The organism is Bradyrhizobium yuanmingense (assembly GCF_900094575.1).
In the GTDB taxonomy this organism is placed as follows: domain Bacteria; phylum Pseudomonadota; class Alphaproteobacteria; order Rhizobiales; family Xanthobacteraceae; genus Bradyrhizobium; species Bradyrhizobium yuanmingense.
Window position 1 is genome coordinate 660,724 of sequence record NZ_FMAE01000002.1, and the last position, 25,521, is coordinate 686,244.

Genomic DNA, 25,521 nt, shown 5'->3' on the forward strand with positions numbered 1-25,521 from the left:
TTGCCGTGGGCATCAGGAGGTCGCTCCCGTGCGACAGCGGCCCATCAACGGCGTCGAGCCGGATAGAACCGAGGATGACATTACGCGTGAGCTGCTCGGCCCCAGGGGCGTTCCGGGCGGTCCCGATCCCGCCCGCATGGTCCCGCAGGTCGAGAAGAACACGCCAAAGCACATAAGGTGGAGAAACCCCGAGCTCCCGCGATGAACCGAGCGCCAGAAACCGGAACCTTGTTGATCTGGTCAAGGGCAGAGAGGCGGAACGGGTAGTGGCAAATCACCGTTGCTCCGAATTGCGGGGCGCCTTTGATTGCGGTGCAATGATGCAAGACGCTCAGAAGTACATCAACATTGCCGCTCTAGTCGCGCTCGCTGGTTGGCTTGGTCTCTGTTTCAAGATGGGCTGGTACTGATGGGGCGGCTTACGCCCGGAGTAGACCACATCGGCCCCCAGCCTGGAGGTTTTTCCGGATCGAAAAACGAGCTGGGACCGAGAGGTCTGCCGTTGGATGGCAAACGCAGCTTGGTCCCAAAAATCATGCCCCGTGGCATTCAAATTTGGGAATCCGACGCAAACGGAATGCCCGATGAACCTAGCCCCGGAGCAAGGCCTTTCCATCGGCACTTTCGGAATTTGGCGCCGGGAGTAAGCCGTCCAGCAAGGCTAGCTCGAGCTGCGGCACTTACGGCTGACCCAAGGCCGACTGCGCTGAGTAGCTGCCGGCCCCAGGTCCGCACCGAATTTCGTCCGCGTCGGCTGGACAGGTTTTTCCGATAACGGCGAAGCTATGCCACGAGCCAAACGATCCAGCTTCTCAGCTACCGGTGGTCAGCCGCGGCGGGTTGCGGGACATAATCCAGAGCTCGATCGCTGCCAAGATTGCGACCGCCGCGCCGATGATCACATGCACGGTCATCGCGGTGGTTCCCTGGAAGCCCAATACCCAGGGCGATACCAGTGCCCACAAGCCGACGACGAGGTTCAGCCACTCCTCCCACACCGCGAACGCCGCCAGCGCCGCGACCGCAAGGATCGCGATGGCGATACCGGTGATAACGGCGTTCTGAGAGACCGTCCCCGCATCGAAACCGAATATCCAGGGCGAAACGAACAGTATCGCGCCGAGGATCAGGTTCGCAACGTCACAAAACTTTGCGTTCGTCCAATTCCCTTCCCAATTCTGCATGGCACCCTCCATTGGAGGTTTCGATGCCAAATCAACCGCGTAATCGCCGAGCCGGTTTCCATCGCGGCCCGCGGCATAATGGCAACGGAGAGGCGGACCCGCCGCGCCGGTGCTGTCCTAGGCTGTGTGCTCATTAAGCAGCTGACCGCCTGCGGTCCCAACCTTAACAGCGGCGGGAAAGCGGACGGCTCCGGAGGTCGCTGAAGGGTCAAAATGCGAAGAACTCAGGTTGAGCAAATCTGGACCGCTCTGCCGCGATAAGCAGACCTCTGTGAGACGCAGCGCAACGTCGCAGATGGACCAAAGGCTGAATTTACGGACTTAGTCACTATTGGCACGCGCCAGCAGGGACGTTCGAAGCCCTTCTTCGATTGACACGATCTGACTGTTCTCTCCACTTGGCCAATTGTCGGTTAGAGGCTTGAAGTCGTCGCCGCCCATCCTAAGTTCAGACGCTGCCGGCTGTGTCCGGCAAAACGAAACTCATGCGAAGGATTGAGAAGCCCGCTTGCGCGGGCATAAGTCGAGGGAAGTCACATGAGAAAGCTTGCTCTTGCAATCGCCGCGGCAGCAACGCTCCTCATCGGAACCGTTGCGCCGGCCTCGGCCCATTGGCGGGGCCATCATCATCATTGGGGCGGTCCAGGCATCGGTCCGGCCATCGCGCTCGGCCTGTTCACCGGAGCGCTGGCCGCCGCGGCCGCACCTCCGGTCTATTATGCGCCGGTCTATGGTCCGCCGCGATACTATTATGGCCCCCGCTATTATCGGACCGTCCGGTATTATCCGGCGGCATATCCTTACTGGTATCCCTGGTGAACTGATGCAAAGGCCCGGCCTGCAACCGGGCCTTATCGCTGCCCGGCATCTCGATCGCCTGCGTCCGGCGCTGCCGAGCCCGCGTTTGGGACGACTGGAACCGATGGCAGCAGGAGAAGTTCTGTCGTGAACATGCAGGTCCGGAGGCGCACCGGGCCCGAGCGAGCGCGCCAAATGCGCCTCGACGTTAGCCCGGCCCGCGTAACACGATCGGATCTGGCCTCCCCATGAACAAGAATGCCCGTTTCAATATCGGATACGCCATCGCCGCAATTTTCGCGGTCTTCCTGATTCAGTATCTGATCTCGGCGGCGAACCAGATCGCGGTGATCCCCTACAGCGAATATCAGCAATTGCTGCGCCAGGGGAAAGTCGAGACGGTCGGCATCTCCGACCGCACCTTGCAGGGCACGCTGAAGGAGCCGCTGTCCGGCGGCCAGAAGCAATTCGTCACCACGCGCGTCGACCAGGACGTCGCCCAGGAGCTCGAGAAGCACAACGTCCGTTTCACCGGGCAGATCGAGAGCACGTTTCTGCGCGACCTGTTGTCGTGGGTGATGCCGGTTCTGCTGTTCTTCGGCGTCTGGTGGTACATCGGCCGCCGCATGGCCGAGGGCGGCGGGATCGGCGGCGGGCTGATGGCGATCGGCAAGAGCAAGGCCAAGGTCTACGTCGAATCCAACACCGGCGTCACGTTTGCCGACGTCGCCGGCGTGGACGAGGCCAAGGACGAGCTGCGCGAGGTTGTTGATTTCCTGAAGAACCCGACCGACTATGGCCGGCTTGGCGGCCGTATGCCGAAAGGCGTGCTGCTGGTGGGGCCGCCGGGCACAGGCAAGACCTTGCTGGCCAAGGCGGTGGCCGGCGAGGCCAGGGTGCCGTTCTTCTCGATCTCCGGCTCGGAGTTCGTCGAGATGTTCGTCGGCGTCGGTGCGGCGCGGGTGCGGGACCTGTTCCAGCAGGCGCACGAAAAGGCGCCGGCCATCATCTTCATCGACGAGCTCGATGCGCTGGGCCGCGCCCGCGGCATCGGCCCGTTCGCCGGCGGCCATGATGAAAAGGAGCAGACACTCAACCAGCTGCTGGTCGAGCTCGACGGCTTCGATTCGCGCTCCGGGCTCGTCATCCTCGCCGCCACCAACCGGCCCGAAATCCTCGATCCCGCCCTGCTCCGCGCCGGCCGCTTCGACCGGCAGGTGCTGGTCGACCGCCCCGACAAGAGGGGCCGCATCGAGATCCTCAATGTGCACATGAAGAAGGTGCGCCTCGCCGACAATGTCGATGCAGACGCCGTTGCCGCGCTCACCCCTGGTTTCACGGGAGCGGACCTCGCCAATCTCGTCAACGAGGCCGCGCTGCTGGCGACGCGCCGCGCCGCCGAGGCGGTGACCATGAGCGATTTCAACAATGCGGTCGAGCGCATGATCGCAGGCCTGGAAAAGCGCAACCGCCTGCTCAACCCCAGGGAACGCGAGATCGTCGCCTATCACGAGATGGGGCACGCCCTCGTCGCGCTCTCACTGCCGGGGACCGATCCCGTGCACAAGGTCTCGATCATCCCGCGCGGCGTCGGCGCGCTCGGCTACACCATCCAGCGGCCGATCGAGGACCGTTTCCTGATGACCAAGGAGGAGCTGGAGAACAAGATGGCGGTGCTGCTCGGCGGCCGCGCCGCGGAGCTTATCGTGTTCGGGCACTTGTCGACCGGTGCGGCGGACGACCTGCGCCGCGTCACCGATATCGCCCGCAGCATGGTGACGCGCTACGGCATGTCGGAGCGTCTCGGCAGCGTCGCCTATGAGCGCGATCCCGGCAACTTCCTGGCCGGCCCTGACCGCCCCTATCCGACGCGCGAGCGCGACTATGCCGAGGAGACCGCCGCCGCGGTCGACCACGAGGTGAAAACCATCGTCGACCAGGTGTTCCAGCGCACCCAGGGCATCCTGACCACGCGGCGGCCGATCCTGGACCGCGCCGCAAGGAAGCTGCTCGAGAAGGAGACGCTGGAGCAGAGCGACATCGATGCGCTGATCCGGGAAATGCCCAAGGAAGGGCTGCGGGCGATCTAGGGCCACTCACGCGGCGCGCTTGCGCCTGATCTCGGCGGGAAGCTCGATCATCCGCCTGTCCGGCGGCGAACCGTTCGAGATGAGCGGCGCGGGCGCGCCGTCGCGCTTCGGCGCCTCGATCCCGATGCCGGGATCGGTGCTTCTGGCGTGCCATTCGATCAGGAGATGGCCGGCCACCAACATCAAGCCGGCGCAGAACAGCGCAAGAGCCGCGCTCACGAGATCACGATAGTCATCCATCCCACGAACCAAACATGCGTGCAGCCTCATCGGCGCCTGCGTGGACCAGATTGGAATGAAGGCTTCGCGTTTCAAGAGCCCGGCGAGCGCGGAGAAGGAGACGGCAATCGCCATCGCCGATTTCATTCACGTCACGCTGGAACATTCCGGCCATTTCCAAATTCTAGTGGCGCCCACCGGCCTGAGGCGTCTGGGTGCCATGATCGGGCTCAGCGGATCAGGTTCGCGGTGGTCCAACCATCTTGCTCTAACGAGGATTTGGCCATGAAACCTGACTGCGCTCGGACCGCGCCGCTCTCGGCGCTTCACTCAGATTATCGCTTGGATCGGCAACGCGCCCTGGATCGGGGCGAACGGTGCTCGTGAGGGAGGGCGCGATGTTGGTTACCTCACTTCCTGCCCTTCACGGGGAAAGCGGGCTATCCCGCTATCTCAAGGAGATCCATCGTTTTCCGCTGCTCGAGGCGACGGAGGAAGCCGACTATGCGAGGCGATTGCGCGATTGCGGCGATCGTGACGCCGCCTATCGGCTGGTGACGAGCCATTTGCGGCTCGCGGCGAAGATCGCGCTGCAATATCGCCGCTATGGCCTCGCCATCGCCGACCTCATCTCGGAGGCCAATGTCGGGCTGATGCTGGCCGTCAAGCGGTTCGACCCCGAGAAAGGCTTCCGGCTCGCGACCTATGCCTCCTGGTGGATCAAGGCCTCGGTTCAGGAATACATCCTGCGATCATGGTCGCTCGTCAAGCTGGGCACCACTGCTGCGCAGAAGAAGCTGTTCTTCAACCTGCGCAAGCTGAAGAACAAGCTTGGCGTTGCGGAGGATGGCGAGCTCCGGACGGATCAGCTGACATCTATCGCGAGGCATCTCGACGTCAGGGAAGCCGACGTCGCCGAGATGAACGGCCGGCTGCGCGGCGACATCTCACTCAACGCGCCGATCAGCGTCGAGACGGAAGGCGACCAATGGCAGGACCGGCTGGTGGATCCCTCTCCCGATCCGGAGAGTCTGCTGCTGGACGCGGCCGACCGTGAACGCACCAAGGCTGCCCTCGCCGATGCACTCGCTGCGCTGACACCGCGGGAGCGCAGCATCGTCGAGGCGCGATATCTCGGCGAGCCGCAGCAGACGCTGGATGCGCTCGCCGGCAAGTTCGGCATCTCGCGCGAGCGCGTCCGGCAGATCGAGCAGCGCGCGTTGCAGCGGATCAAGGCGAAGATGTTCGCGCGCCTCGATGAGGCGCGCCTTGCGACGTCGCGTTAGGCGAGCGAAGAAGAATGCTGATCGGCCAAGGCCGATCAGCATCCTCTGCAGATATCGGGGACAAGACGTTCGGGCGAAAACTCCCGGCTCCTGCGCTCGGTCTGGCCGGACTTCTCAGGATTGCTCCGAGACGCTCCGACGGAACTGGTCGCAAGCTGCCGGGCGGGCTCGGCCGAGCTCCGCATCTCGGCGCGAGGCGTGTCGGCCTCCTTGGCCTGAAGCCCATTGGCCATGCCCAACACAGCGACGGCGAGGACAATGCCTCTCATCTGATGATCCTCCTTTCGCCTGAGCGATGAGTGGCTGAACGATGAGGAGCGGCCTCGCCGGCCGCTCCCCCATTTCAGCTCGTGGCGGGCTCCGGCTTGTCTCGATCAGGCGGCGTGAGGTCGAGCCGGATCCCGGATGGCCCGAGGACCGGCAGCAATGTGTCCACCTTCATGGTCGGGCTGCCCCGATCCCAGCTCGACCACGGCATCGTGTCCAGGTACGGGATCGGCGGCAAGGCGAGCCGCTCGAAACTGTCCGCAGTCTTGGCGGCAGGGCCGGGGCTTTCGGCGCCAAAGGCCGCAAAGGGCACCAGCGAGAGGCCAGCCCCAACGGCCAAGGCGGCGAGCCGCCGCAACGTTTTCCGAGTGGTTTCCCCGCGAGCGGAGAAAGCACGATCCTTGATCATTTCATCCTCCTTTCGTTCGAGAACACAGTCACAGATCCATGGCAAACGAGCCCGGCCGTTCGGCCAGGCTCGCCCGTCCTTAGAAGTCCATCGCGGGAGCGCTCGGCGCTTCCGTCTTCTTCGGCTTCTCGGCCACCAGCGCTTCGGTCGTGATGAGCAGCGAGGCCACCGAGGCCGCATCCTGCAAGGCGGTGCGGACGACCTTGGCAGGATCGATCACGCCCGCCTGCACCAGATCCTGGTACTCGCCAGTCGCGGCATTGAAGCCCCAGGTGTAGGTCTGGTTCTCGAGCAGCTTGCCGACGACGACGGAGCCGTCCTCACCCGCATTCTGCACGATCTGCCGCGCCGGGACCTGGATGGCGCGGCGCACGATGTCCACGCCCGCCTTCTGGTCGGCATTGGCGGTCTTGACCCCGTCGAGCGCCTTGAGCGCGCGCAGCAGTGCCACGCCGCCGCCCGGCAGGATGCCTTCCTCGACCGCGGCCCGGGTCGCATGCAGAGCGTCGTCGACGCGATCCTTGCGCTCCTTGACCTCGACCTCGGTCGCGCCGCCGACCCGGATCACCGCGACGCCGCCGGCGAGCTTGGCGAGGCGCTCCTGCAGCTTCTCGCGGTCGTAGTCCGAGGTGGTTTCCTCGATCTGCGCCCTGATCTGCTGGCTGCGCGCCTCGATGTCCTTCTTGGCGCCGGCGCCGTCGACGATCGTCGTGTTCTCCTTCTCGATCACCACTTTCTTGGCACGGCCCAGCATCTTCACGGTGACGTTCTCGAGCTTGATGCCGAGATCTTCGGAGATCACGGTGCCGCCGGTGAGGATCGCGATATCCTCCAGCATCGCCTTGCGGCGGTCGCCGAAGCCCGGCGCCTTGACGGCGGCAACCTTCAGGCCGCCGCGCAGGCGGTTGACGACCAGCGTCGCCAGCGCCTCACCCTCGACCTCCTCCGCGATGATCAGGAGCGGCTTGCCGGATTGCACGACCTGCTCCAGCAGCGGCAACACGGCCTGCAGGCCCGACAGCTTCTTCTCGTGGATCAGCACATAGGGATCTTCGAGCTCGGCCTTCATCTTCTCGGCGTTGGTGACGAAATAGGGCGAGATGTAGCCGCGGTCGAACTGCATGCCCTCGACCACCTCGAGCTCGGTGTGCAGGCTCTTGGCCTCCTCGACCGTGATCACGCCCTCATTGCCGACCTTCTGCATCGCATCCGCCAGGAAGCGGCCGATCTCGGTGTCGCCGTTGGCGGAGATGGTGCCGACCTGGACGATCTCGTCGTTGGAGGTGATCTTCTTGGCGTGCGACTTGAGGTCGGCGACGATCGCGTCCACGGCAAGGTCGACGCCGCGCTTCAGGTCCATCGGATTCATGCCGGCCGCGACGGCCTTGGCGCCCTCCTTGACGATGGCCTGCGCCAGCACGGTCGCCGTGGTGGTGCCGTCTCCGGCGAGATCACTGGTCTTGGAGGCGACCTCGCGCACCATCTGGGCGCCCATGTTCTCGAACTTGTCCTCCAGCTCGATCTCCTTGGCGACGGTGACGCCGTCCTTGGTGATGCGGGGAGCGCCGAACGATTTCTCGATAACCACGTTGCGTCCCTTTGGACCGAGCGTGACCTTCACCGCATTCGCCAGTGTGTCGACGCCCCGCAGCATGCGCTCGCGGGCCTCGGTCGCGAACTTCACGTCCTTGGCAGCCATGTTGTTAAACTCCTTTCCGTTCGATGACTGTCAGCGTTACGCCGCCTTCTTCAGCGTGCCGGCCTGCTCGGCCACGCCGAGAAGATCGCTTTCCTTCATGATCAACAGCTCCTCGCCGTCGATCTTGACCTCGGTGCCCGACCACTTGCCGAACAGCACCCGGTCGCCGACCTTGACGTCGAGCGGCACGAGCTGGCCCTGCTCGTTTCGCCCGCCCGGCCCCACGGCGATGACCTCGCCCTGCTGCGGCTTCTCCTTGGCGGTGTCGGGAATGATGATGCCGCCGGCGGTCTTCTCCTCGGCATCGATGCGGCGCACGAGCACACGGTCGTGCAACGGGCGGAAATGCATGCACATCCTCCTTGGGTAGGTTCAGCGATGTCCAAAATCCGGGTCCGGAACCGGCCCCCGGGCGGCAAACGACCTAGGAATACGCGGATTTCTAGTCAAGAGGACCTGCAAAAATTTTTGCGCTACTTCAAGGTTCTTGTCCGGATCCTTTGGATGTGCCGCCGTCCCTGTCACGCCTGCTTGGCGGGCGAGGTGCATCGGCTTGGGCCCGCAAATCTCGAGAGCCGCCCTTACTGGTCATTTCCATGTGAGGATGATCCCATATAGCCCCTTGAGGTCCGCTTTGGGTCAAAAGCGGTAACGCTCTGCCGAGCAGAAGATTTCCGCTTCTCCCTCAGGAGCTGACCTTTCTTCTATGAGCCCGCCTTAGCGGCCTCGCCCCGTCCCGTCATTGAGCAGGCACGCCACCTGATGCCCATCACCGGCATCCACCAGCGCCGGCCGTTCCGTCTTGCACCGCTCCATTGCAAACCGGCAGCGGGTGTGAAATGCGCAGCCGGAGGGCGGGTTGACCGGGCTCGGCACGTCGCCATCCACCAAGGGCGCGAGCTTCTTCGCCAGCGGATTGGCGACCGGCACCGAGGCGAGCAGGGCCTGGGTGTAGGGATGCCGGGGATTGCGGAACAGCTCGTCCTTGTCGGCGATCTCGACGATGCGGCCGAGATACATCACGGCGACGCGGTGGCTGATATGGGCGACCACGGCAAGGTCGTGCGCGATGAAGAGATAGGAGAAGCCGTGCTGCCGCTGCAGGTCGATCAGAAGGTTGATCACCTGCGCCTGGATCGAGACGTCGAGCGCGGAGACCGGCTCGTCGCAGACGATCAGGCGTGGCCCCAGCGCCAGCGCGCGGGCAATGCAGATGCGCTGGCGCTGACCGCCGGAGAATTGATGCGGGAAATTGCGCATCTGGTCAGGCCGCAATCCCACCTGCTCGAACAGCCTTGCGACCCGCGCGTCCAGCTCCTTGCCGGTGGCGAGCCCGTGCACGGCGATCGGCTCGCCGACGATGTCGCCGGCGGTCATGCGCGGATTGAGCGAGGCGAACGGATCCTGGAACACGATCTGCATCGAGCGGCGGTGCGGCCGCATCGCCGTTTTCGACAGATGCGTGATGTCCTCGCCGTCGAGGCGGATCTGGCCCGAGGTCGGCTCGACCAGCCGCAGCACGCTGCGCGCCACCGTGGACTTGCCGCAGCCGGATTCGCCGACGAGGCCGAGCGTCTCGCCGGTGCCGAGCGCGAAGGAGACGCCATCGACCGCGTGCACGGTGCCGACCTGCCGGCGCAACACGCCGGCGCGCACGGGATAGTGCTTCTTGAGGTCGGTGACTTCGAGCAGCGCCTCGGTCATGCCACCTCCGCGACTTCTTCCGCGCGCCAGCAGGCGGCCAGATGCCCGCCGCCCCAATCTGCCAGCGGCGGATATTCGGCCTCGCAACGCTTGATGGCGAGCTTGCAGCGCGGCGCGAAGGCGCAGCCTTGCGGCAGCCGCACCAGCGATGGCACCGTGCCGGGGATTTCGTTGAGCCGCGCCTGCGCGGCGGCGCCGGAGGCCGGCACGGCCGGGATCGAGGCCATCAGCCCGCGCGTATAGGGATGCTTCGGCGCGGCGAACAGCGCCTCGACGCTGGCCTCCTCGACCTTTCGCCCCGCATACATCACGATCACGCGTTGCGCGGTCTGCGCGACCACGCCGAGATCGTGCGTGATCAGCACGAGCCCGGTGCCGAGCTCCTTCTGCAGGTCGAGGATCAGCGCCAGGATCTGCGCCTGGATGGTGACGTCGAGCGCGGTGGTCGGCTCATCCGCGATCAGGAGCGCCGGCCGGCAGGCCAGCGCCATCGCGATCATCGCGCGCTGGCGCATGCCGCCGGAGAGCTGGTGCGGATATTCGCGCGCCCGCCGCGCCGGCTCGGGGATGCGCACCAGCCGCAGCATCTCGACGGCGATGCCTTGCGCCTCTTTCGCCGAGATATGCCGATGCAGCCGCACCGCCTCGACGATCTGGTCGCCGATCCGCATCACCGGATTGAGCGAGGTCATCGGCTCCTGGAAGATCATGGAGATGCGATTGCCCCTGACCGCGCGCATCTGCGCCTCATCCAGCGCCAGCAGGTCGGTGCCTTCCAGCGCGACGGAGCCGCCGACGATGCGCCCGGGCGGATCGGGCACGAGACGCATCAGCGACAGCGCGGTGACGCTCTTGCCGCAGCCGGATTCACCGACGATCGCCAGCGTCTCGCCGCGCCTCACGCTGAAGGAGAGGTCGTCGACAGCCCTGAACAGGCCGGAATTGGTGAAGAACACCGTCTTCAGGTTTTTCACGTCGAGCACGAGATCGGTCTTGTCCGCCATCAGCCGCGCTGCCTCGGATCCAGGATGTCACGCAGGGCGTCGCCGAACAGGTTGGCGCCGAACACGGCGAGGCTGATCGCGACGCCCGGGAAGATCACCAGCCACGGCGCGGTGCGGACATATTCGGCGGCGGATTCGGACAACATGCGTCCCCACGACGGATAGGGTTCGGGAATGCCGAGGCCGAGGAAGGACAGCGAGGCTTCGGTCAGGATGGTCGAGCCGAGCTGCGCCGTCGCCAGCACGATCAGCGGCGCCAGCGTGTTCGGCAGCACATGGCGCAGCGCGATCCGCATCTCGCTCATGCCGATCGACTTGGCGGCCTCCACGAACGGCTGCTCGCGCAGCGCCAGCGTGTTGGCGCGGATGACGCGCGCCACCGTCGGGATCAGCGGAATGGCGATGGCGATGATCACGTTCGGCAGCGAGGGCCCGAGCGCGGCCGTCATCACCAGCGCGAGCACCAGCAGCGGCAGCGCCTGCAGCACGTCGGAGACGCGCTGGAACACCAGATCAAACCAGCCGGAGAGATAGCCGGAGGTGAGGCCGACGATCACGCCGATGGTGCCGCCGAGCACGGTCGAGCCGATGCCGACCGCGAGCGAGATCCGTGCGCCGTGGATGATGCGGCTGAACACGTCGCGGCCGAAGGAATCGGTGCCCATCCAGTGCGCCCAGCTCGGCCGCGCCAGCGCGCGGGCGGAATCGACGGTCAGCGGATCATAGCGCGCGATGACATCGGCGAAGATCGCCGTCAGCACGAACAATGTCATGATGACGAGCCCGGCCGCGCCCAGCACGTGCCGCTGCGCCATGAACAGCACGCGCCGCCAGCCCCCGGTCGCATGCGCCCCGGCCCGCCTCAGCTCAACGTCGAAATCGATCGCGGCCAAGCTGATCTCCTAATCCGTGTACCTGATCCGCGGGTCGAACACCGCGTAGAGCATGTCGACGGTGAAATTGGCGAACACCACCACGACCGCGATGAACATCACGAGGTTCTGCACGATCGGATAGTCGCGCCAGCGGATCGCCTCCACCAGGAAGCGCGCGACGCCGGGGATGTTGAACACGGTCTCAGTGACGATCAGGCCGCCGATCAGGAACGCCGCCTCGATGCCGATCACGGTTATCACGGGCAGGATCGCGTTCTTCAGCGCGTGGTGATAGTTCACCGCCGCTTCGGATGCCCCCTTGGCGCGGGCGGTGCGGATGTAGTCCTGCCGCAGCACCTCCAGCATCGAGGAGCGCGTGATGCGCATGGTCAGCGCCGCGCTGCGGAAGCCGACGGCGGCGGCCGGCACGGCGTAGGTCGCGAACGCCTCGAGCCAGGTCTTCGGATTGGGATTGAAGATCGGCATCTGCCCGAACATCGCCACCGACGCTGTAAGGATCAGAAGGCCGAGCCAGAACGAGGGCAGCGACAGGCCGCTGAGGCTGACGACGCGAAGCGCGTAGTCGAGCTTCGTGCCCTGCTTCACCGCGCTGATGACGCCGAGCGGAATGCCGATCGATGCCGAGAACAGCAGCGCGAGGCCGGCGAGCTTTGCCGTGATCGGAATTCGCGGCAGGATCTCCTGCAGCGCCGGCTTCTCCGAGACATAGGAGAAGCCGAAATCGCCGCGCATGAAACCGCTGATCCAGTGCCAATATTGCACGATCAGGGGACGGTCGATGCCGAGCTCCTTCTCCAGATTGGCCTTGTCGGCGGGATCGACATAGCCGGCGGCGGCGAACAGGATGTCGACGATGTTGCCCGGTACGATGCGCAGCAGGAAGAAGATGACGATCGAGATCCCGAACAGGGTCACGAACATCAGGAACAGGCGCCGCACCAGATAGGCAAACATGCACCGCCCTCCGCGCCAGCCGTTAGCGTCGCGTCACTTGTCGAGCCACACGTCCTCGTAGCGGAAGCCGTTGTAGGAGCTGTTCGACATGATCGTGACGCCCTTGACGTGGGGGTGCCAGCAGGTGCCGGCGCGGGCATGGAAGATGATCGGGCGGGCGACGTCCTCCTGCAGCTTCTTGTCGATGTCCCACACCAGCGGCCTGCGCTTTCCGATGTCGGTCTCCTGCGACTGCACGTCGAACAGCTTCTCGATCTCCTTGTTGCAATAATTGGTGTAGTTCCGCTCCGAGCCGCAGGCATAGTTCTCGTAGAACGACTGGTCGGGATCGTCGACGGCATTGCCGGTCAGGTTGAGGCCGAGCATGTAATCCTTGCGCGCGACCTTCGGGAACCAGTTCGCGGTTTCGACGACGTCGAGCTCGCCGTCGATATAGATGGTCTTGAGCTGGTCGATCAGGATCACGGCGGGGTCGCGATATTCCGCGATGTTGCGCGTCGAGACTTTCACGGCGAGGCGCTTGTCCGGACCGTAGCCCGCCTTCTGCATCAGCTTCCTGGCTTCCTCGCGGTTGGCGTTGATGTCGCGGCCATAGCCCGGAATGGTCTCCAGCCGGTCCTTCGGCATGCCCCAGAGGCCCTGCGGCGGCGGCAGCATGGTGCCGCCGATGTCGCCCTGGCCTTCGAACAGGATGTCGACGAACGCCTTGCGGTCGAGCGCGAGCGCCATCGCGCGGCGGATGTCGATGTTGTCGAACGGCGCGGAGGTCGAATTGACGATGATGTTGGTCGAGACGTTGGTCGGCTCGACGACGCAGGTCGCGTTCGGCGCCTGCGACTTGATGTCCTTCAGCAGCGGGATCGTGATGTGCGTCGGAAAGGTCATGTCGAACTTGCCGGCGACGAAGGCCAGGATCGCGGTCGAGCGGTTGGTGATGATGGTGTATTCGATGCCGTCGAGATGGGGCAGGCCCTTCTTCCAATAATTGGGATTGCGCGTCAGCTTAATCGATTCATTGGCCTTGAACTCGACGAACTTGAACGGTCCGGTCCCGATCGGATTTGTGCGCATGTCCGCCGGCGAGACATGGCAGGGATAGACCGGTGTGTAGCCGGAGGCGAGCATCGCCAGCAGCGAGGGCTGCGGCCGCTTCAGGTCGAAGGTGACCTCGAATTCGCCGTTGGTCGTGACCTCGTTGACCTCGCTGTACCAGGCCTTGCGCGGATTCTGCCGCAGCTTCTGCTGCGACTTGCCCATCAACAGATCGAAGCTGCATTTGACGTCGGCCGAGGTGAACGGCTTGCCGTCGTGCCATTTCACGCCCTGGCGCAGCTTGAACGTCAGCTTCTTGTTGTCGCTGCTCCAGGACCAGCTTTCGGCGAGGTCCGGCCGCAGCGTATCGGGGCTGTTCTGCGCGATGTGCTGATCGTAGATGAGGAGATTGTTGAACACCCCCATGAAGGGGATGTTGATCGAATAGGTCGCGCCTTCGAGGATCGAGGCGTTGGCCGGACTGTCGCGGTGATACATCCGCAAAATGCCGCCCTGCTTGGGCTCGCCGGCGAGCGTGGCAGTTGAGGCCGTCAGCACAGATAACGCCGCCATTGCGGCGAGCGCCCACACGCTCCGCATGCTCATCCTCCCTGGACCTCGGCCTTTTGCGGCCTGTTTATCCAGACGATAGCGAGGCGCGTGCAGCGAGGCAACCCGCAAGGCCAGCTGCGCTCTCGACAATTCGGATGACGGAATATCTCGGGCGCTTGTCTCGCGATGTGAGAGTGCAGGTGCGAAGACGCGATTCCTGTGAGAGTTTGCGCGAGGTCGCCTCAACAACCTCCGCTGTCATCCCGGACAAGCGCGCCCTCAGCGCGCGCCGATCCGGGATCCATAGCCACAGGGAGGAGCTTGGCGAAGACTCGGAGTTGCCAGCCCATGCCGCAACTCCTTCCTGGGGTTATGGGTCCCGGGCTCGCGACTTCGTCGCGCCCCGGGAAGACAGTTGCGTGTATGGCGCTTGCTTGCGCACCTTACGTAGCGGAAACCCTCACACGATCCGCGAGACCTTGTTCCCCCAGTACCGGTCCCGCAGCAGCCGCTTGTACAGCTTGCCGGTCGGCAGCCGCGGCAATTCCTTTTCGAAATCGACCGAGCGCGGCACCTTCTGCCGCGACAGCGACTTTGCGCAGAACGCGATCAGCTCCTCGGCGAGCGCCGGCCCCGGCTCCACGCCGGGCATCGGCTGCACCACCGCCTTCACCTCCTCGCCGAGATCGGCATTGGGTACGCCGAACACCGCGGCGTCCGCCACCTTGGGGTGGGTGATCAGGAGGTTCTCGCATTCCTGCGGATAGATGTTCACCCCGCCGGAGATGATCATGAAGGTGGCGCGGTCGGTCAGGTATAGGAAGCGGTCGGCATCGACATAGCCGACGTCGCCGACCGTGCTCATGCTCCCATCGGCAGAGCGCGCCTCCTTGGTTTTCTCGGGATCGTTGAAATATTCGAACGGCGTTGCCGTCTTGAACCAGACCTGGCCGGGCGTGCCGGTCGGGCATTCCCGCATGTTCTCGTCGAGAATGTGCAGGTCCCCGAGCAGCACCTTGCCGACGGTGCCGCGATGCGCCAGCCATTCCTCGCTGTTGCAGGCGGTGAAGCCGAGGCCTTCGGTGGCGCCGTAATATTCGTGGATGATCGGTCCCCACCATTTGATCATCTCGTCCTTGACCTGCGGCGGACAGGGCGCGGCGGCGTGGATGGCGATCTCCAGCGAGGACAGATCGTAGCGGGCGCGCACCTCCTCCGGCAACTTCAGCATGCGCGAGAACATCGTCGGCACCAATTGCGTGTGGGTGATGCCCCATTGCTCGACCAGCTGCAGGTAACGCTCGGGATCGAAGCTTTCCATGATGATCACGGTGCCGCCCATGCGGATCGTGAGGTTCACGGCCGCCTGCGGCGCCGAATGATAGAGCGGCGCCGGCGACAGGTAGACCATGCCCTCGCGGTAGTGCCAGAGCCTCAACAGGAAATCGAACAGCGGCAGATTGTGCTTCGGCTTCTCCTCCGGCAGCGGGCGCAGGATGCCCTTAGGTCGTCCCGTCGTGCCGGAGGAATAGAGCATGGCGGTGCCGAGCCACTCGTCGGGAATCGGCGTTGCCGGCAGGCCGGCGGTCACCTCCGATAGGCCAACGATGCGCTCGCTCTCGCCCGGGCCGTCGGCGACGATGCAGAGCTTGATGTCGGGACAAGCCTCGATCGCCTCGCGCGCGATGGCGAGCTTGGCCATCGACGTGATCAAAATCTTCGACTGGCTGTTGACGAGCAGATAGGCGAGCTCGCCCGGCGTCAGGAACGAGTTGATGCAGGTGTAGTAGAGCCCGGAGCGCTCGCCCGCGCCGCAGGCTTCGAGATAACGCGCATTGTTCTCCATGAAGATCGAATAATGGTCGAGCCGCCTCAAGCCGTGCTGGCGGAACAAGTGCGCCAGCCGGTTGCTGCGCGCCTCCAAGTCGCGATAGGTGACGGCCTCGCCGGTCGCCGCCATGATGAAGGCGGGCTGCAGCGGACGCAGGCGGGCGTGGTGACCTGTGTACATCGATCCTCCGGATGTCGATCAGGCGGCAAGCAGCAGGATCTCGCGCACATCGGCGGGGCCCTCGATCTTGCGCGGGTTGCGCGGAATCCAGTTCGTGCGCATCGCGGCTTCCGCAATCGCATCGAAATGATCCGGCGCGATGCGCACGTCGGCGAGGCTGCGCGGCATGCCGAGGGAGCGGATGAAGGCATCGAGCACGTCGGCCGCGTCTCGGCCGGGATAGCCCATGGCGGCCGCGACGATCATCTGCCGCTCGGCATTGTCGCGCGCGTTCCAGCGCATCACCGCCGGCAGCATGACGCAGGAGGTGTAGCCGTGCGGCACGTCGAAGGCCCCGCCCAGCACGTAGCCGATGCCGTGGCTCGCGCCCATCGGCACGCCGGCGGCAAGCGCGCCCATCGACAGCCAAGTGCCGATCTGCGCATCCATCCGCGCATCGAGATCCCCAGGGTCGGACTTCACCCGCGGCAGCGCGTCGGCGAGCATGGCGAGGCCCTTGACCGCTTGCGCATCGGCATAAGGATGCGTCTCGCGCGAGCAGATCGCCTCGACGCAATGGTCGACGGCGCGGATGCCGGTCGACAGGAACAGCCATTCCGGCGTGTGCACGGTGATGGCAGGATCGAGGATGGTCGCGCGCGGGACAGTGAGCGGATGCCGCAGCATCTGCTTCACGTGGCTCGCGCGGTCGGTGACGCCGGCGATCGATGAGAACTCGCCGCCGGCGATCGTGGTCGGCACGCTGACCTGCCGCACGATTGGGGCCTTCATCTCGGGCGCGGCGCCCTTGTGCACGCGGATGCGGTCGATGCCGGCGATATCGTCGATGTCGTTGGCGAGGCAGAGCTGCACCGCCTTGGCGCCGTCGGTGATGGAACCGCCGCCGATTGTGACGATCAGATCCGCCTCCGCCGCGCGCGCCGCTTGTGTCGCCGCGATCACCGCCTCGCGCGGCGTATGGGCCGGCATCGCATCGAACAGGCCGGCGCAGCGGGCGCCGAGCGCCTCTCTGATTTTCGTGATTTCGTCGGTTTGCCGGTTCAGCGTCCCCGACACCATCAGGAAGGCGCGGCTTGTTCCGAGCCGGTCCATCTGCGCGACGATGGCTTCGGCCGCAGGATGGCCGAACACGACCTCCTCGATCGCGCCGAACACGACACGTCCCTGGTGCACGCCTGTCCTCCCCGGACAATTCGTTCTTGTTGTTAGGGACGCAATCTAGCCGACCCCGCCGGAGCCGTCATGCGCGAAGACGCTGGCCGTTTGCAGCGCAAAGGCGGGCTGTTGAAGATGAGATGTGGCGGCGGCCGGCGCGCACGCCTCGTCCTTCGAGACGGCGCTACGCGCCTGCTCAGGATGAGGCTCATCGGCGCCGGTGCCCGTCGAGAACTGCCGCCGCGCACTCCCCCCTCATCCTGAGGAGCCCGCTTAAAGCGGGCGTCTCGAAGGATGGCTGCAGGGAAAATCTCTCCAAGGCGAGTCCTTGCCAAAAAGGCAGGGCCAGCAACCGGCCGCTATTCCCTCAAAACACCACGCCCACGCGCGTGCCGCGCTTCCAGGCGATGCGGCAGCGCTTCTTGGTGTTGACGTGCAGCAGCTCGAAGCGATCGGGAATCGCCACCTGGCCGCCGAGATCGACGCAGGCCCCGCCGGGCGAATAGTCGATCAGCGTGCACGGGATCACCGGCGCGCGCGGGTCGGTGATGATCTTGGCCTGGCGTGACACCAGGCCCGCGGGCTTCACACGGACGAACTTTCGCGGATGCATTGGCACGTCTCCTCCAACTCCGCAGGTCGCGGCGGCTGATCTGTCCCCAATCATGGAAAAGAGTTGATGCGATCCGCCTAAGGCGCGCCCGAGAATTTTAACGAAAAGTGTCAGCGAAAGGCAAAAGCAGCGGTAGCGCAGTGCGCTTCCCCTCTCCCCTTGTGGGAGAGGGTGGCTTCGATGCGAAGCATCGAAGCCGGGTGAGGGGTTCTATCCTCGCGAACGGTCCCACGCGCGGCAACAACCCCTCATCCGGCGCCGTAGCCGACGCTACGCGTCGGCGTATGCTTAAGACGGCGGCCGTAGGCCGCCTATGCCACCTTCTCCCACAAGGGGAGAAGGGAAGTCACCCCGTCACCCCCTCCACCTCCGCCCCCACATCCGCCCCCGGCGGCACCGGCATCGGCACCGTCACGTAATCCTTCGGCAGGTTCACCGGCCGGTAGCCCGGCTCCACCGCCATGCGCTTCAGCACGCTCTCATGCACATGTGCGCCTTCGGGGATCAGGCGCGGCTCGCCATCGGGGATGTAGAAGCCGAAATAGACTTTCCGCGCCGGCCATTCCCTGTACTTCGCGCGCTTCGGCAAGAACTCCAGCACGCGCCAGGCCGCCGTCATGGAATCGTGCAGCATGCCGCTCTTCCCAGTATAAGCGGGCTCGACGTAGGTGAACGGCGAATTCTTGCGCTGGACGCCCCAGGCGAGCTGGTTCACCGTGCGCGGGTTGAACCTCAGCCCGGCCTTCTCGGCCTCGTCGATCATCCAGAGCAGCGGATATTTGGACTGCCCGCTCTCGGCCTCCGGATAGCCGCCGCCGACGTCGCAATGCACGCCGGCGAACCACACCTGCATGATGTCCTGCGGCACCTTCTTCTCGTCGGGCACGTAGCGGTTGCTCCAGAACTCCTGCGGCTCCGCGTAGGGCTTCAGGCGGAACATGCGCCGCCGCTCGTCGATCGCGATCGCCTGCCGGAAGATCCTGATGCTGGGATCGCGCAGTGTGAAGGCGAGCTCCTCCAGGCTCGGCCAGTAGAAGCGATCGGCGCGCGGCACGATCACGCTCGCCACCGTGTCCCAGACGCCGACGAAATGGATGGTCGGCCAGCGCGTCGAGGTGATGCGCGCGAATTGCGCGGCGAGGTCGAATTCGTCCTTCGGCAGCGGCCCGCTCTCGTCGAACACGATGTTCTTGATATCCTCGACGTCGTTGCCGCGCCCGCTGCCCGAATATTGCTTGTAGGCAATGAGGCCGCTGCCGGCGAGGTTCGCCTGCTCCGGCGAGATCAGACCGATCTTGTGGATCAGCCCCGCCAGCACGCGCACGGTGTAAGCCCCGCGCGAGAAACCGAACAGGTAGATCTTGTCGCCGGGCGCGTAATGCTGAACCAGGAAGCAATAGGACGACAGCACGTTGTCATCGAGCCCGTATCCGGTGGCGAGCCCCCACACCAGCTTGATGTTGGCCTTCCAGCGCCCCCACGTCGACGGCTCCGTCATGGTGCCGACCCCGGGATCGTAAAACACCATCTGCCTGGGCTGCGTCTTGTCCGTCTTGCGCAGGCAGCGATAGAGCTTCAGGACGTTGGAGATGTTCTCCGAGATCTCGTTGCCGGTGCCGTCACAGCAGATGACGAGATTCTTGCCGGCGGGCTTGTGGTCGGCGGGGTGGGCGGATTCCATGGGATGCGCCTCCGGGTGATGCTACCCGGGCGAGTATAGCGGAAAATGGAGGGCAGCGAGGAGGCGACGTCGCCGGCACCCGGTCCCATGGCCGAAGGCTGTGTTGACATTAACCTCTTGTTAACCATGCGGTTGCCTAATGTTGACGATGGGGGATCACCATGTCGGCCCATGTGACGCGGCGGAAGTTGATGCCTGTTTCGGCCGATCCGGCCATCCGGTCGGTGGCGAGGCTGGCGGTTCGCGCCAGGGCCGTCCTACAGGGCAGAACGCCTGTCCTACGGAGCAAAGCCATGTTCGCAAGGGACGACTTAGTGGACAATCTCAGCCGCGATCTCGATCGCGCGCGCGGCAGACGCGATGCGCTCGCATCCGAAGCCACGACCCTGGCGGCGCAGATCGCCGAAATTGAAGCCCGCCTTTCGGAGGAGAAGAAAAGGCGAGAGCGTGAGCGCGTCCTGAGCGAGATCGAACTGATCAAGACGCGAATCAAGCAAGCCGCCGGAGCGTTTGCACCTGTCGTGGACGGCCTCTCCCGGGCGGTCGAATCGGCTGCGGCCGTTGTGCCCGAGGCGCGCGAGCTCAATAGTTTCCTGGTGTCGGTGGCGACCGAGGTCGACAGCGTGCTCGATCCCCTGTTGCGTGAACTGGATCAGCGCGCGGATGCAGTGCGATCCGGCCACGCGGCGCTGGACTTGCCGAGTTCGGCCGTTGAAGCCCCGCCCATCGAGCTGCCGAAGGACACCAACGAACGCCTGCTTCGCTTTCCGGCCTGGCTGTCCCGCGACAAGGAAACGGACAAGAAGGAAACCGCCGAGAGCCCGCGCAGCACGGCGGCGTGAAGCATCGGCGGCTGGGCTCTACTCCGTCATTCCGGGGCGCGCCCCTTGGCGCGAACTACGGTGCGCAATTGCGCACCTGAGAATCCATTGCTCAACGGTCACCGCGGCTAAATGGATCCCGGGCTCTCGCTTCGCGAGCCCCGGGATGACGACCTGTTATTTGGCTCGCTGGTCGTCCGATCCGCAGCCCGGCTCGACCACTCAGCTCGCCGCGCGGCGCAAGAAGGCCGGAATATCGAGAACGGCCTCGTCGGGCGCATTGCGTGCAGGCGCGCGGCCGTAAGCATCGAGCGGCTGAAGCGCCGGCTGTCGCGCATGGTCCAGGCCCGGCCTGGCCGGTGGGCCCACGGGGTGGTGCGGCTGCGGGCGGAGCGGCGGGCTTCCCGCTTGCGGAAGGGCGGCGCTGCGCTCGATGCGATCGGCGATGCGGCGGCCGTCGTTGCGCAGCCTGCCGGCGAGCTGGGTGAGGGCGGTTTCCGCTGGTAGCGCCTGCGCCGGATCGAGATTATCGATACCGGTCGCCACCACCGAGACGCGGACGATGCCCTCTAAGCTTTCGTCAAACGACGCACCGACGATGATGTTGGCGTCCGGGTCGGCCTCGTCGCGAATGCGGGTCGCCGCTTCGTCGACCTCGTACAGCATGAGATCCTTGCCGCCGGTGATGGAGATGATGAGGCCACTGGCCCGCTTGATCGAGGGATTCTCGATCAGCGGATTGGAAATAGCGGCCACGGCGGCTGCGAGCACGCGCTTCTCGCCGGAAGCCTCGCCCCGTCCCATCATGGCCTTGCCCTTCTCCTTCATGACGGAGAGGACGTCGGCGAAATCGAGATTGATCAGACCTTCCTTGACGATGAGGTCGCTGATGCAGGCCACGCCCGAATAAAGCACCTGGTCGGCAAGGGCGAAGGCATCGGCGAACGTGGTCTTCTCGCTGGCCACACGGAACAGGTTCTGGTTCGGGATGATCAGGAGGGTGTCGACTGTCTTCAGCAGCTCCTCGATGCCGGCTTCGGCAAAGCGCATGCGGCGCTGGCCCTCGAAGTAGAACGGCTTGGTGACCACGCCGATGGTGAGAATGCCGAGCTCGCGCGCGATTCTGGCCACGACGGGTGCAGCCCCGGTGCCGGTGCCGCCGCCCATGCCTGCCGTCACGAACACCATGTGCGCGCCGGTCAATTGCTCGCGGATCGTGTCGATCGCCTCTTCGGCTGCGGCGCGTCCCAGTTCCGGCTGCGAGCCGGCGCCGAGGCCTGCGGTTACCCGCGTGCCGAGCTGGATGAGGCGCTTCGCCTTCGACATCGCCAGCGCCTGTGCGTCGGTGTTGGCGACCACGAACTCGACACCCTGCAGCCCGGCCGCGATCATGTTGTTGACGGCATTGCCCCCGGCGCCGCCGACGCCGAACACAACGATGCGGGCCTTCATTTCATGGATATCGGTATTGCCAGTCATTCTTCCCTCGCGATTGCTCCGGCAAGCCGGGGATTAAAGAAAGTCTCGCGTGCTACCTGCAAGCATGATCCGGAAAAGTGCGAAGCGGTTTTCCGAAAAGATCATGCTCGAACAAAAACCTGGAGCGCGATGACGATTCATCCCAATCTCATCGCGCTCTAGCCGCGCGGTCTGCTTGCACGATGAAGGCGGCCAGATGTCCCAACCGGCGCGCCGCGTGTCCTGCGATCGAGCCGCCAGGGCGGCGATCGCTCCGCAGCGCCGCCACTTCGTCTTCCAGTCGTGCCGCCCATGCATTGGCGGCCGTCGTCTCGGCGGTCGCCTGCGTCAGCTCGATGGCGAGGCGATCGGCACGCTCGCGCTCGCGCTCGAACACGGCCCTGTAGGCGGCTGCGACGGATTCGAGCCGCGCGATCTCCGCCTTGAAGACCTCGGTCTTGACGGCCTCGATCCTGGCCAGGGAGGTCGCGATGGGATCTGCCCGGCGGGCTCGTCGCGGGCGCGGCGTGTAGCGGAGAGCGGCGAGATCGACGCTCACCACCGCCTTGCCGTCAGCCGACCGCGAGCGCGGCAACCGCCGACGCCGCGCCAGTGCCCGCGCGGCCTCGCGCGAGACATTGAGGCGGGCACCGAGATCGGCATACGTCAACAACTCAACGCACATCGGCGCTTCTCCTGGAGCGAACCGGGAAGGCATTTCGAGCTAATGATGGCTGGACGATTACCGCAGGCTAGGGTGCGTTGGTTAATGGACGGTTAACGCGCGAGGGGGGTGTTTACGGGTGGCGTCACCGTGCCGGCCTTGGGTTCGCAGGGTACCAGCTGCCGCGGCTGCGTCGTGTCCGTCTTGCGCAGGCAGCGATAGAGCTTCAGGACGTTGGAGACGTTCTCGCTGATCTCGTTGCCGGTGCCGTCACGGCAGATGACGAGGTTTTCGGCTCGGTTTCCGGTCGGCATCGCGCGCGTGCTCCACGGGATGTGCCTCAGGGTGATGCTGCCGGGGCGAGTAGAGCGGAATAGAGGACCGCTGGTCGCGCTGATTTTGTCCCCTTGCTTACCCGTGCTGTTTTGAAGCCATTGGCGAATCTTAGAGATTCCGCTAACGATGCCCGGTGAAGGGAGGCTCATTTCTTGCCCGACATTGTTTCTAAGGCAAAGCGATCGTCAATGATGGCCGCCGTCCGGCAGCGGCATACCAAACCTGAGCTAAATCTCAGGCAGGCCTTACACCGCATAGGGCTTCGATATCGCTTGCATCGGAGAGATCTGCCTGGGACTCCGGACATCGTGTTCGTTCGGTCCCGTGTAGCGGTTTTTGTCAACGGGTGTTTCTGGCATCGACATCCTGGCTGCTCGAAGGCGACTACGCCGAAGCTCCGAGCTCGATTCTGGCGAGAGAAATTTGAAGGCAATGTCGCTCGTGATCGTCGAGCCCAATCTCAGTTGAGAAAGATGGGATGGAAAGTCGTTGTAGTGTGGGAGTGCCAAGTGAAGAATAATGAGTCGGCATCGAAGGTAGCCAAAGGCCTGTTATATGCTCGTCGAGCGCAAAATAGGCAGGCTGCACGGGGGCGATAAGGATAAATCGGATAGAATGCGCGTCGTAAGTCTCTTTAGCGGAATAGGCGGTTTTGAGTTGGGGCTGGCGCGGGCCGGCTTCCGAACGGTCATGATGTGCGAGAGCGATCCCTTGGCTCGCGCCGTGCTCCGTCATCATTTTCCCGACGTCCCAATTCGCACCGATATCCGCACACTCAAGAGACTGCCTGCATGCGAAATTCTAACGGCAGGTTGGCCATGTCAGGACTTGAGCCAAGCTGGTAGGACCGCGGGTATTGCAGGTGACCGTTCCGGATTGATCTCTGAAGTTTTCAGATTGGTGCAGGCAACCAAAACGAAACCTGAATTTATCCTGCTTGAAAATGTTGCCTTTGCGCTTCACTTGCAGAAGGGAGCGGCCCTAAGGTTCGTCACGTCTCAGTTGGAGATGCTCGGCTACAAGTGGGCTTACAGAATTCTCGATAGTCAGCATTTTGGGGTTCCTCAGCGGCGGCGCCGATTGTTCATTTTGGCATCACGACAACTCGCGCCAGAGACGATCCTTTTCCGCGGGGCGCTCAACATCTCGCCTGAGGCCCACTCACATCCGCAGCAGTATGGTTTCTATTGGACGGAGGGAAATAGAGGATTAGGGTGGTCGCCCGAAGCCGTGCCCCCATTGAAGGGAGGTTCTTCTCTTTCCATTCCATCACCTCCTGCCATCTGGAACAAGGATGCACGTTCGTTCGTGACGCCGGGCGTCTCCGACGCCGAACGAATGCAGGGATTTCCAGAAGACTGGACAGATGTCGGCGCTTTAAGGAACGTCAAGAAGAGGGCCCGATGGAAGCTAGTAGGTAACGCCGTCAGCGTTCCTGTGGTCGAATGGATTGCAAAATCGCTAGCGGAAGAGGTCTCAAGCCCCCTTGAGATGGTACCTGCGAAACGCGGGTCCAAAATCAGTACAGCGGCATTTGGTCAAGCAGATCATCAGGCGATTTTCCTCAATCCGGATCATGAAGGTCCTGAAGTTTCCCAAATTGCGACTCGCCAAACAGCCAATCGCTATTTCCGTTGAACGTGAGATTCGGCTTTTTACGCAAGGCGAGGCAGGTGCCGACGGCGACGGCCTCAAATCGGACTCGAGGGAGCGCTCCACCTTTGCCCGCGCGATAAAAGGCGCTCGGATAGTTGGCGTGTATGAACTGCATTGTCTTGTCGAATTCAGCGCGCTTCGCCTGAACCTTTGTCTCTGAAATAATCCTATTCGACTTGATGACATGCGAGTCGAGGAAACGACGCACGTCGTGCTTGAATTGACTGTAGTGGTCCGAATAGACCAAGAATCGAGTAACGAGTTCCTGACGCTCGCTCTCTGGATCGGCTGATTTTGCTATTCGCGGCGTTAGTTCCTTGAAGATAGGTGTTGCTGCGCATTCAAGAATTAAGTCAAGGAAGGGGCCACGGAAGGCTCCCTTTCTGATCTCGGCATCGTGCAGCGTTTTCCCTGTTGTATTGAGGCGCCTAAAGAGCTCGATCCGGGTGCTTTCGTCGGTCCCCTCATCGAGCACAAACGATCGGATTGGGGTGTTGAACAGTCGCTTTTGAATTGTCGACGGAAGCTGCGAGTACTTTAGTCCAGTTAAAACATCGAGCCTGTCTAACGCGCCTAGGGCGAACTCATCGTTCGCAAAGCGTACGAGGGTCCGGACCCGCTGTGAGCCGTCAACGATCTCTAGACGTCCCTTGACGTCGTAGAGGAAGATTGGCGGTATCGGAATTCTGAGGATGACACTCTCGATAAAGTACGACTGCGACTGGTCTGACCAACGCAGCGTTCTTTGGTATTCCGGAATATAGATGTCGCCTTCTTGCTCCGGTTCTTCTCTAAATTTTCGAACTAGGAGCTCTACAGGGTAGTCGGTAACGACATATCGAGCCTCCCGACGAGCTTCTTCGACGACCTCAATCATTTCATCGTCGGACGGATGGAGCGGCAGCTCCGGAGAATCTTCGTCGCTCATTCAAACTTCCTCGTAGGTGCAACATCCAAGCGCAACCAAGGGTGGTTGGTCAATCAGTCTAAAGAAGCGCTCCAAAGGAGGGGCGGCAGCGTGCTGCAATAACC

General features: G+C 63.8%; 23 protein-coding genes and 1 pseudogene. 6 read left to right on the top strand and 18 right to left on the bottom strand.

Going from position 1 to position 25,521, the window contains the following annotated elements:
- Positions 1-812 precede the first annotated feature (812 nt).
- Complete coding sequence (locus tag GA0061099_RS08160; protein ID WP_036002168.1) at positions 813-1,184, bottom strand: SPW repeat protein; 372 nt, start codon at positions 1,182-1,184, stop codon at positions 813-815.
- 537 nt (positions 1,185-1,721) lie between these two features.
- On the opposite strand from GA0061099_RS08160, the gene GA0061099_RS08165 reads away from it, so the two are divergent.
- Positions 1,722-2,003 carry a hypothetical protein gene (locus GA0061099_RS08165; RefSeq protein WP_036002069.1) on the top strand — a complete coding sequence of 94 codons (282 nt, stop codon included), beginning with the start codon at positions 1,722-1,724 and terminating at the stop codon, positions 2,001-2,003.
- A 227-nt stretch (positions 2,004-2,230) separates the two neighbouring features.
- Positions 2,231-4,072, top strand: a complete 1,842-nt coding sequence (gene ftsH, locus GA0061099_RS08170; RefSeq protein WP_036020152.1) for an ATP-dependent zinc metalloprotease FtsH — start codon at positions 2,231-2,233, stop codon at positions 4,070-4,072.
- A gap of 6 nt (positions 4,073-4,078) precedes the next feature.
- On the opposite strand, the gene GA0061099_RS08175 is transcribed toward ftsH, so the two are convergent.
- Positions 4,079-4,312 (bottom strand): hypothetical protein, encoded by a 234-nt coding sequence (locus GA0061099_RS08175; RefSeq protein WP_109142125.1) that lies wholly within the window; start codon positions 4,310-4,312, stop codon positions 4,079-4,081.
- A gap of 377 nt (positions 4,313-4,689) precedes the next feature.
- Between GA0061099_RS08175 and rpoH the strand changes: the two genes are divergently transcribed.
- On the top strand, positions 4,690-5,577 hold the full coding sequence (gene rpoH, locus GA0061099_RS08180; protein ID WP_036020158.1) for an RNA polymerase sigma factor RpoH: 888 nt from the start codon (positions 4,690-4,692) through the stop codon (positions 5,575-5,577).
- 343 nt (positions 5,578-5,920) lie between these two features.
- Here the strand turns inward: rpoH and GA0061099_RS08190 are convergent, their stop codons facing one another.
- The 12 genes from GA0061099_RS08190 to GA0061099_RS08245 form a co-directional block, all read right to left on the bottom strand.
- Complete coding sequence (locus GA0061099_RS08190) at positions 5,921-6,253, bottom strand: hypothetical protein (RefSeq protein WP_036002054.1); 333 nt, start codon at positions 6,251-6,253, stop codon at positions 5,921-5,923.
- A 79-nt stretch (positions 6,254-6,332) separates the two neighbouring features.
- Positions 6,333-7,952, bottom strand: a complete 1,620-nt coding sequence (gene groL / locus GA0061099_RS08195; RefSeq protein WP_074447635.1) for a chaperonin GroEL — start codon at positions 7,950-7,952, stop codon at positions 6,333-6,335.
- 36 nt (positions 7,953-7,988) lie between these two features.
- A complete protein-coding gene (groES, locus tag GA0061099_RS08200; RefSeq protein ID WP_036020204.1) occupies positions 7,989-8,303 on the bottom strand; it encodes a co-chaperone GroES in 315 nt (104 codons plus the stop codon).
- Positions 8,304-8,669: 366 nt separating this feature from the next.
- Positions 8,670-9,656 carry an ABC transporter ATP-binding protein gene (locus tag GA0061099_RS08205; RefSeq protein ID WP_036020167.1) on the bottom strand — a complete coding sequence of 329 codons (987 nt, stop codon included), beginning with the start codon at positions 9,654-9,656 and terminating at the stop codon, positions 8,670-8,672.
- Positions 9,653-10,660 (bottom strand): ABC transporter ATP-binding protein, encoded by a 1,008-nt coding sequence (locus GA0061099_RS08210; protein WP_036020169.1) that lies wholly within the window; start codon positions 10,658-10,660, stop codon positions 9,653-9,655. Before GA0061099_RS08210 ends, GA0061099_RS08205 begins: the two co-directional genes overlap by 4 nt.
- Entirely contained in the window at positions 10,660-11,553 is an 894-nt protein-coding gene (locus GA0061099_RS08215) for an ABC transporter permease (RefSeq protein WP_036020171.1), read from the bottom strand. The genes GA0061099_RS08210 and GA0061099_RS08215 overlap by 1 nt, the downstream gene beginning before the upstream one ends.
- 9 nt (positions 11,554-11,562) lie before the next feature.
- Positions 11,563-12,510, bottom strand: coding sequence for an ABC transporter permease (locus tag GA0061099_RS08220; protein ID WP_036002026.1), 948 nt, complete (start codon positions 12,508-12,510; stop codon positions 11,563-11,565).
- A gap of 33 nt (positions 12,511-12,543) precedes the next feature.
- Positions 12,544-14,142: an ABC transporter substrate-binding protein gene (locus tag GA0061099_RS08225; RefSeq protein ID WP_036020207.1), complete on the bottom strand. Its 1,599-nt coding sequence runs from the start codon at positions 14,140-14,142 to the stop codon at positions 12,544-12,546.
- 412 nt (positions 14,143-14,554) lie between these two features.
- Positions 14,555-16,105: an AMP-binding protein gene (locus tag GA0061099_RS08230; protein WP_036020173.1), complete on the bottom strand. Its 1,551-nt coding sequence runs from the start codon at positions 16,103-16,105 to the stop codon at positions 14,555-14,557.
- Positions 16,106-16,123: 18 nt separating this feature from the next.
- The gene (locus tag GA0061099_RS08235; RefSeq protein WP_036020175.1) at positions 16,124-17,278 is read right to left on the bottom strand and encodes an iron-containing alcohol dehydrogenase; all 1,155 of its coding nucleotides are present in this window, start codon (positions 17,276-17,278) and stop codon (positions 16,124-16,126) included.
- 349 nt (positions 17,279-17,627) lie between these two features.
- Positions 17,628-17,873 carry a PilZ domain-containing protein gene (locus tag GA0061099_RS08240; RefSeq protein WP_036020176.1) on the bottom strand — a complete coding sequence of 82 codons (246 nt, stop codon included), beginning with the start codon at positions 17,871-17,873 and terminating at the stop codon, positions 17,628-17,630.
- A 346-nt stretch (positions 17,874-18,219) separates the two neighbouring features.
- Positions 18,220-19,554 (bottom strand): DUF2235 domain-containing protein, encoded by a 1,335-nt coding sequence (locus GA0061099_RS08245; protein WP_036020178.1) that lies wholly within the window; start codon positions 19,552-19,554, stop codon positions 18,220-18,222.
- A 314-nt stretch (positions 19,555-19,868) separates the two neighbouring features.
- On the opposite strand from GA0061099_RS08245, the gene GA0061099_RS08250 reads away from it, so the two are divergent.
- A complete protein-coding gene (locus GA0061099_RS08250; protein WP_244429293.1) occupies positions 19,869-20,396 on the top strand; it encodes a hypothetical protein in 528 nt (175 codons plus the stop codon).
- A 201-nt stretch (positions 20,397-20,597) separates the two neighbouring features.
- Here the strand turns inward: GA0061099_RS08250 and ftsZ are convergent, their stop codons facing one another.
- From ftsZ to GA0061099_RS08265, 3 genes and pseudogenes are all read right to left on the bottom strand, one after another.
- Positions 20,598-21,854: a cell division protein FtsZ gene (gene ftsZ / locus GA0061099_RS08255; protein WP_036020184.1), complete on the bottom strand. Its 1,257-nt coding sequence runs from the start codon at positions 21,852-21,854 to the stop codon at positions 20,598-20,600.
- A gap of 148 nt (positions 21,855-22,002) precedes the next feature.
- Positions 22,003-22,518, bottom strand: a complete 516-nt coding sequence (locus GA0061099_RS08260) for a hypothetical protein (protein WP_036020186.1) — start codon at positions 22,516-22,518, stop codon at positions 22,003-22,005.
- Positions 22,519-22,634: 116 nt separating this feature from the next.
- A pseudogene (locus GA0061099_RS08265) lies at positions 22,635-22,811 on the bottom strand (phospholipase effector Tle1 domain-containing protein); the annotation flags it as partial.
- A gap of 174 nt (positions 22,812-22,985) precedes the next feature.
- Here GA0061099_RS08265 and GA0061099_RS08270 point away from each other — a divergent pair.
- Both GA0061099_RS08270 and GA0061099_RS08275 read left to right on the top strand, forming a co-directional pair.
- On the top strand, positions 22,986-23,432 hold the full coding sequence (locus GA0061099_RS08270; RefSeq protein WP_074447636.1) for a very short patch repair endonuclease: 447 nt from the start codon (positions 22,986-22,988) through the stop codon (positions 23,430-23,432).
- On the top strand, positions 23,389-24,471 hold the full coding sequence (locus tag GA0061099_RS08275) for a DNA cytosine methyltransferase (protein ID WP_074447637.1): 1,083 nt from the start codon (positions 23,389-23,391) through the stop codon (positions 24,469-24,471). The genes GA0061099_RS08270 and GA0061099_RS08275 overlap by 44 nt, the downstream gene beginning before the upstream one ends.
- Here the strand turns inward: GA0061099_RS08275 and GA0061099_RS08280 are convergent.
- Positions 24,398-25,417, bottom strand: a complete 1,020-nt coding sequence (locus tag GA0061099_RS08280; protein ID WP_074447638.1) for a DUF262 domain-containing protein — start codon at positions 25,415-25,417, stop codon at positions 24,398-24,400. The two genes, GA0061099_RS08275 and GA0061099_RS08280, sit on opposite strands and share 74 nt — an antisense overlap.
- Between the last annotated feature and the right edge of the window lie 104 nt (positions 25,418-25,521).

Coding starts and splice junctions, on each gene's coding strand:
- GA0061099_RS08160 (WP_036002168.1), bottom strand. CDS start 1,184: ATGCAGAATTGGGAAGGGAATTGGACGAACGCAAAGTTTTGTGACGTT.
- GA0061099_RS08165 (WP_036002069.1), top strand. CDS start 1,722: ATGAGAAAGCTTGCTCTTGCAATCGCCGCGGCAGCAACGCTCCTCATC.
- ftsH (WP_036020152.1), top strand. CDS start 2,231: ATGAACAAGAATGCCCGTTTCAATATCGGATACGCCATCGCCGCAATT.
- GA0061099_RS08175 (WP_109142125.1), bottom strand. CDS start 4,312: ATGGATGACTATCGTGATCTCGTGAGCGCGGCTCTTGCGCTGTTCTGC.
- rpoH (WP_036020158.1), top strand. CDS start 4,690: ATGTTGGTTACCTCACTTCCTGCCCTTCACGGGGAAAGCGGGCTATCC.
- GA0061099_RS08190 (WP_036002054.1), bottom strand. CDS start 6,253: ATGATCAAGGATCGTGCTTTCTCCGCTCGCGGGGAAACCACTCGGAAA.
- groL (WP_074447635.1), bottom strand. CDS start 7,952: ATGGCTGCCAAGGACGTGAAGTTCGCGACCGAGGCCCGCGAGCGCATG.
- groES (WP_036020204.1), bottom strand. CDS start 8,303: ATGCATTTCCGCCCGTTGCACGACCGTGTGCTCGTGCGCCGCATCGAT.
- GA0061099_RS08205 (WP_036020167.1), bottom strand. CDS start 9,656: ATGACCGAGGCGCTGCTCGAAGTCACCGACCTCAAGAAGCACTATCCC.
- GA0061099_RS08210 (WP_036020169.1), bottom strand. CDS start 10,660: ATGGCGGACAAGACCGATCTCGTGCTCGACGTGAAAAACCTGAAGACG.
- GA0061099_RS08220 (WP_036002026.1), bottom strand. CDS start 12,510: ATGTTTGCCTATCTGGTGCGGCGCCTGTTCCTGATGTTCGTGACCCTG.
- GA0061099_RS08225 (WP_036020207.1), bottom strand. CDS start 14,142: ATGCGGAGCGTGTGGGCGCTCGCCGCAATGGCGGCGTTATCTGTGCTG.
- GA0061099_RS08230 (WP_036020173.1), bottom strand. CDS start 16,105: ATGTACACAGGTCACCACGCCCGCCTGCGTCCGCTGCAGCCCGCCTTC.
- GA0061099_RS08240 (WP_036020176.1), bottom strand. CDS start 17,873: ATGCATCCGCGAAAGTTCGTCCGTGTGAAGCCCGCGGGCCTGGTGTCA.
- GA0061099_RS08245 (WP_036020178.1), bottom strand. CDS start 19,554: ATGGAATCCGCCCACCCCGCCGACCACAAGCCCGCCGGCAAGAATCTC.
- ftsZ (WP_036020184.1), bottom strand. CDS start 21,854: ATGACTGGCAATACCGATATCCATGAAATGAAGGCCCGCATCGTTGTG.
- GA0061099_RS08260 (WP_036020186.1), bottom strand. CDS start 22,518: ATGTGCGTTGAGTTGTTGACGTATGCCGATCTCGGTGCCCGCCTCAAT.
- GA0061099_RS08275 (WP_074447637.1), top strand. CDS start 23,389: ATGCTCGTCGAGCGCAAAATAGGCAGGCTGCACGGGGGCGATAAGGAT.
- GA0061099_RS08280 (WP_074447638.1), bottom strand. CDS start 25,417: ATGAGCGACGAAGATTCTCCGGAGCTGCCGCTCCATCCGTCCGACGAT.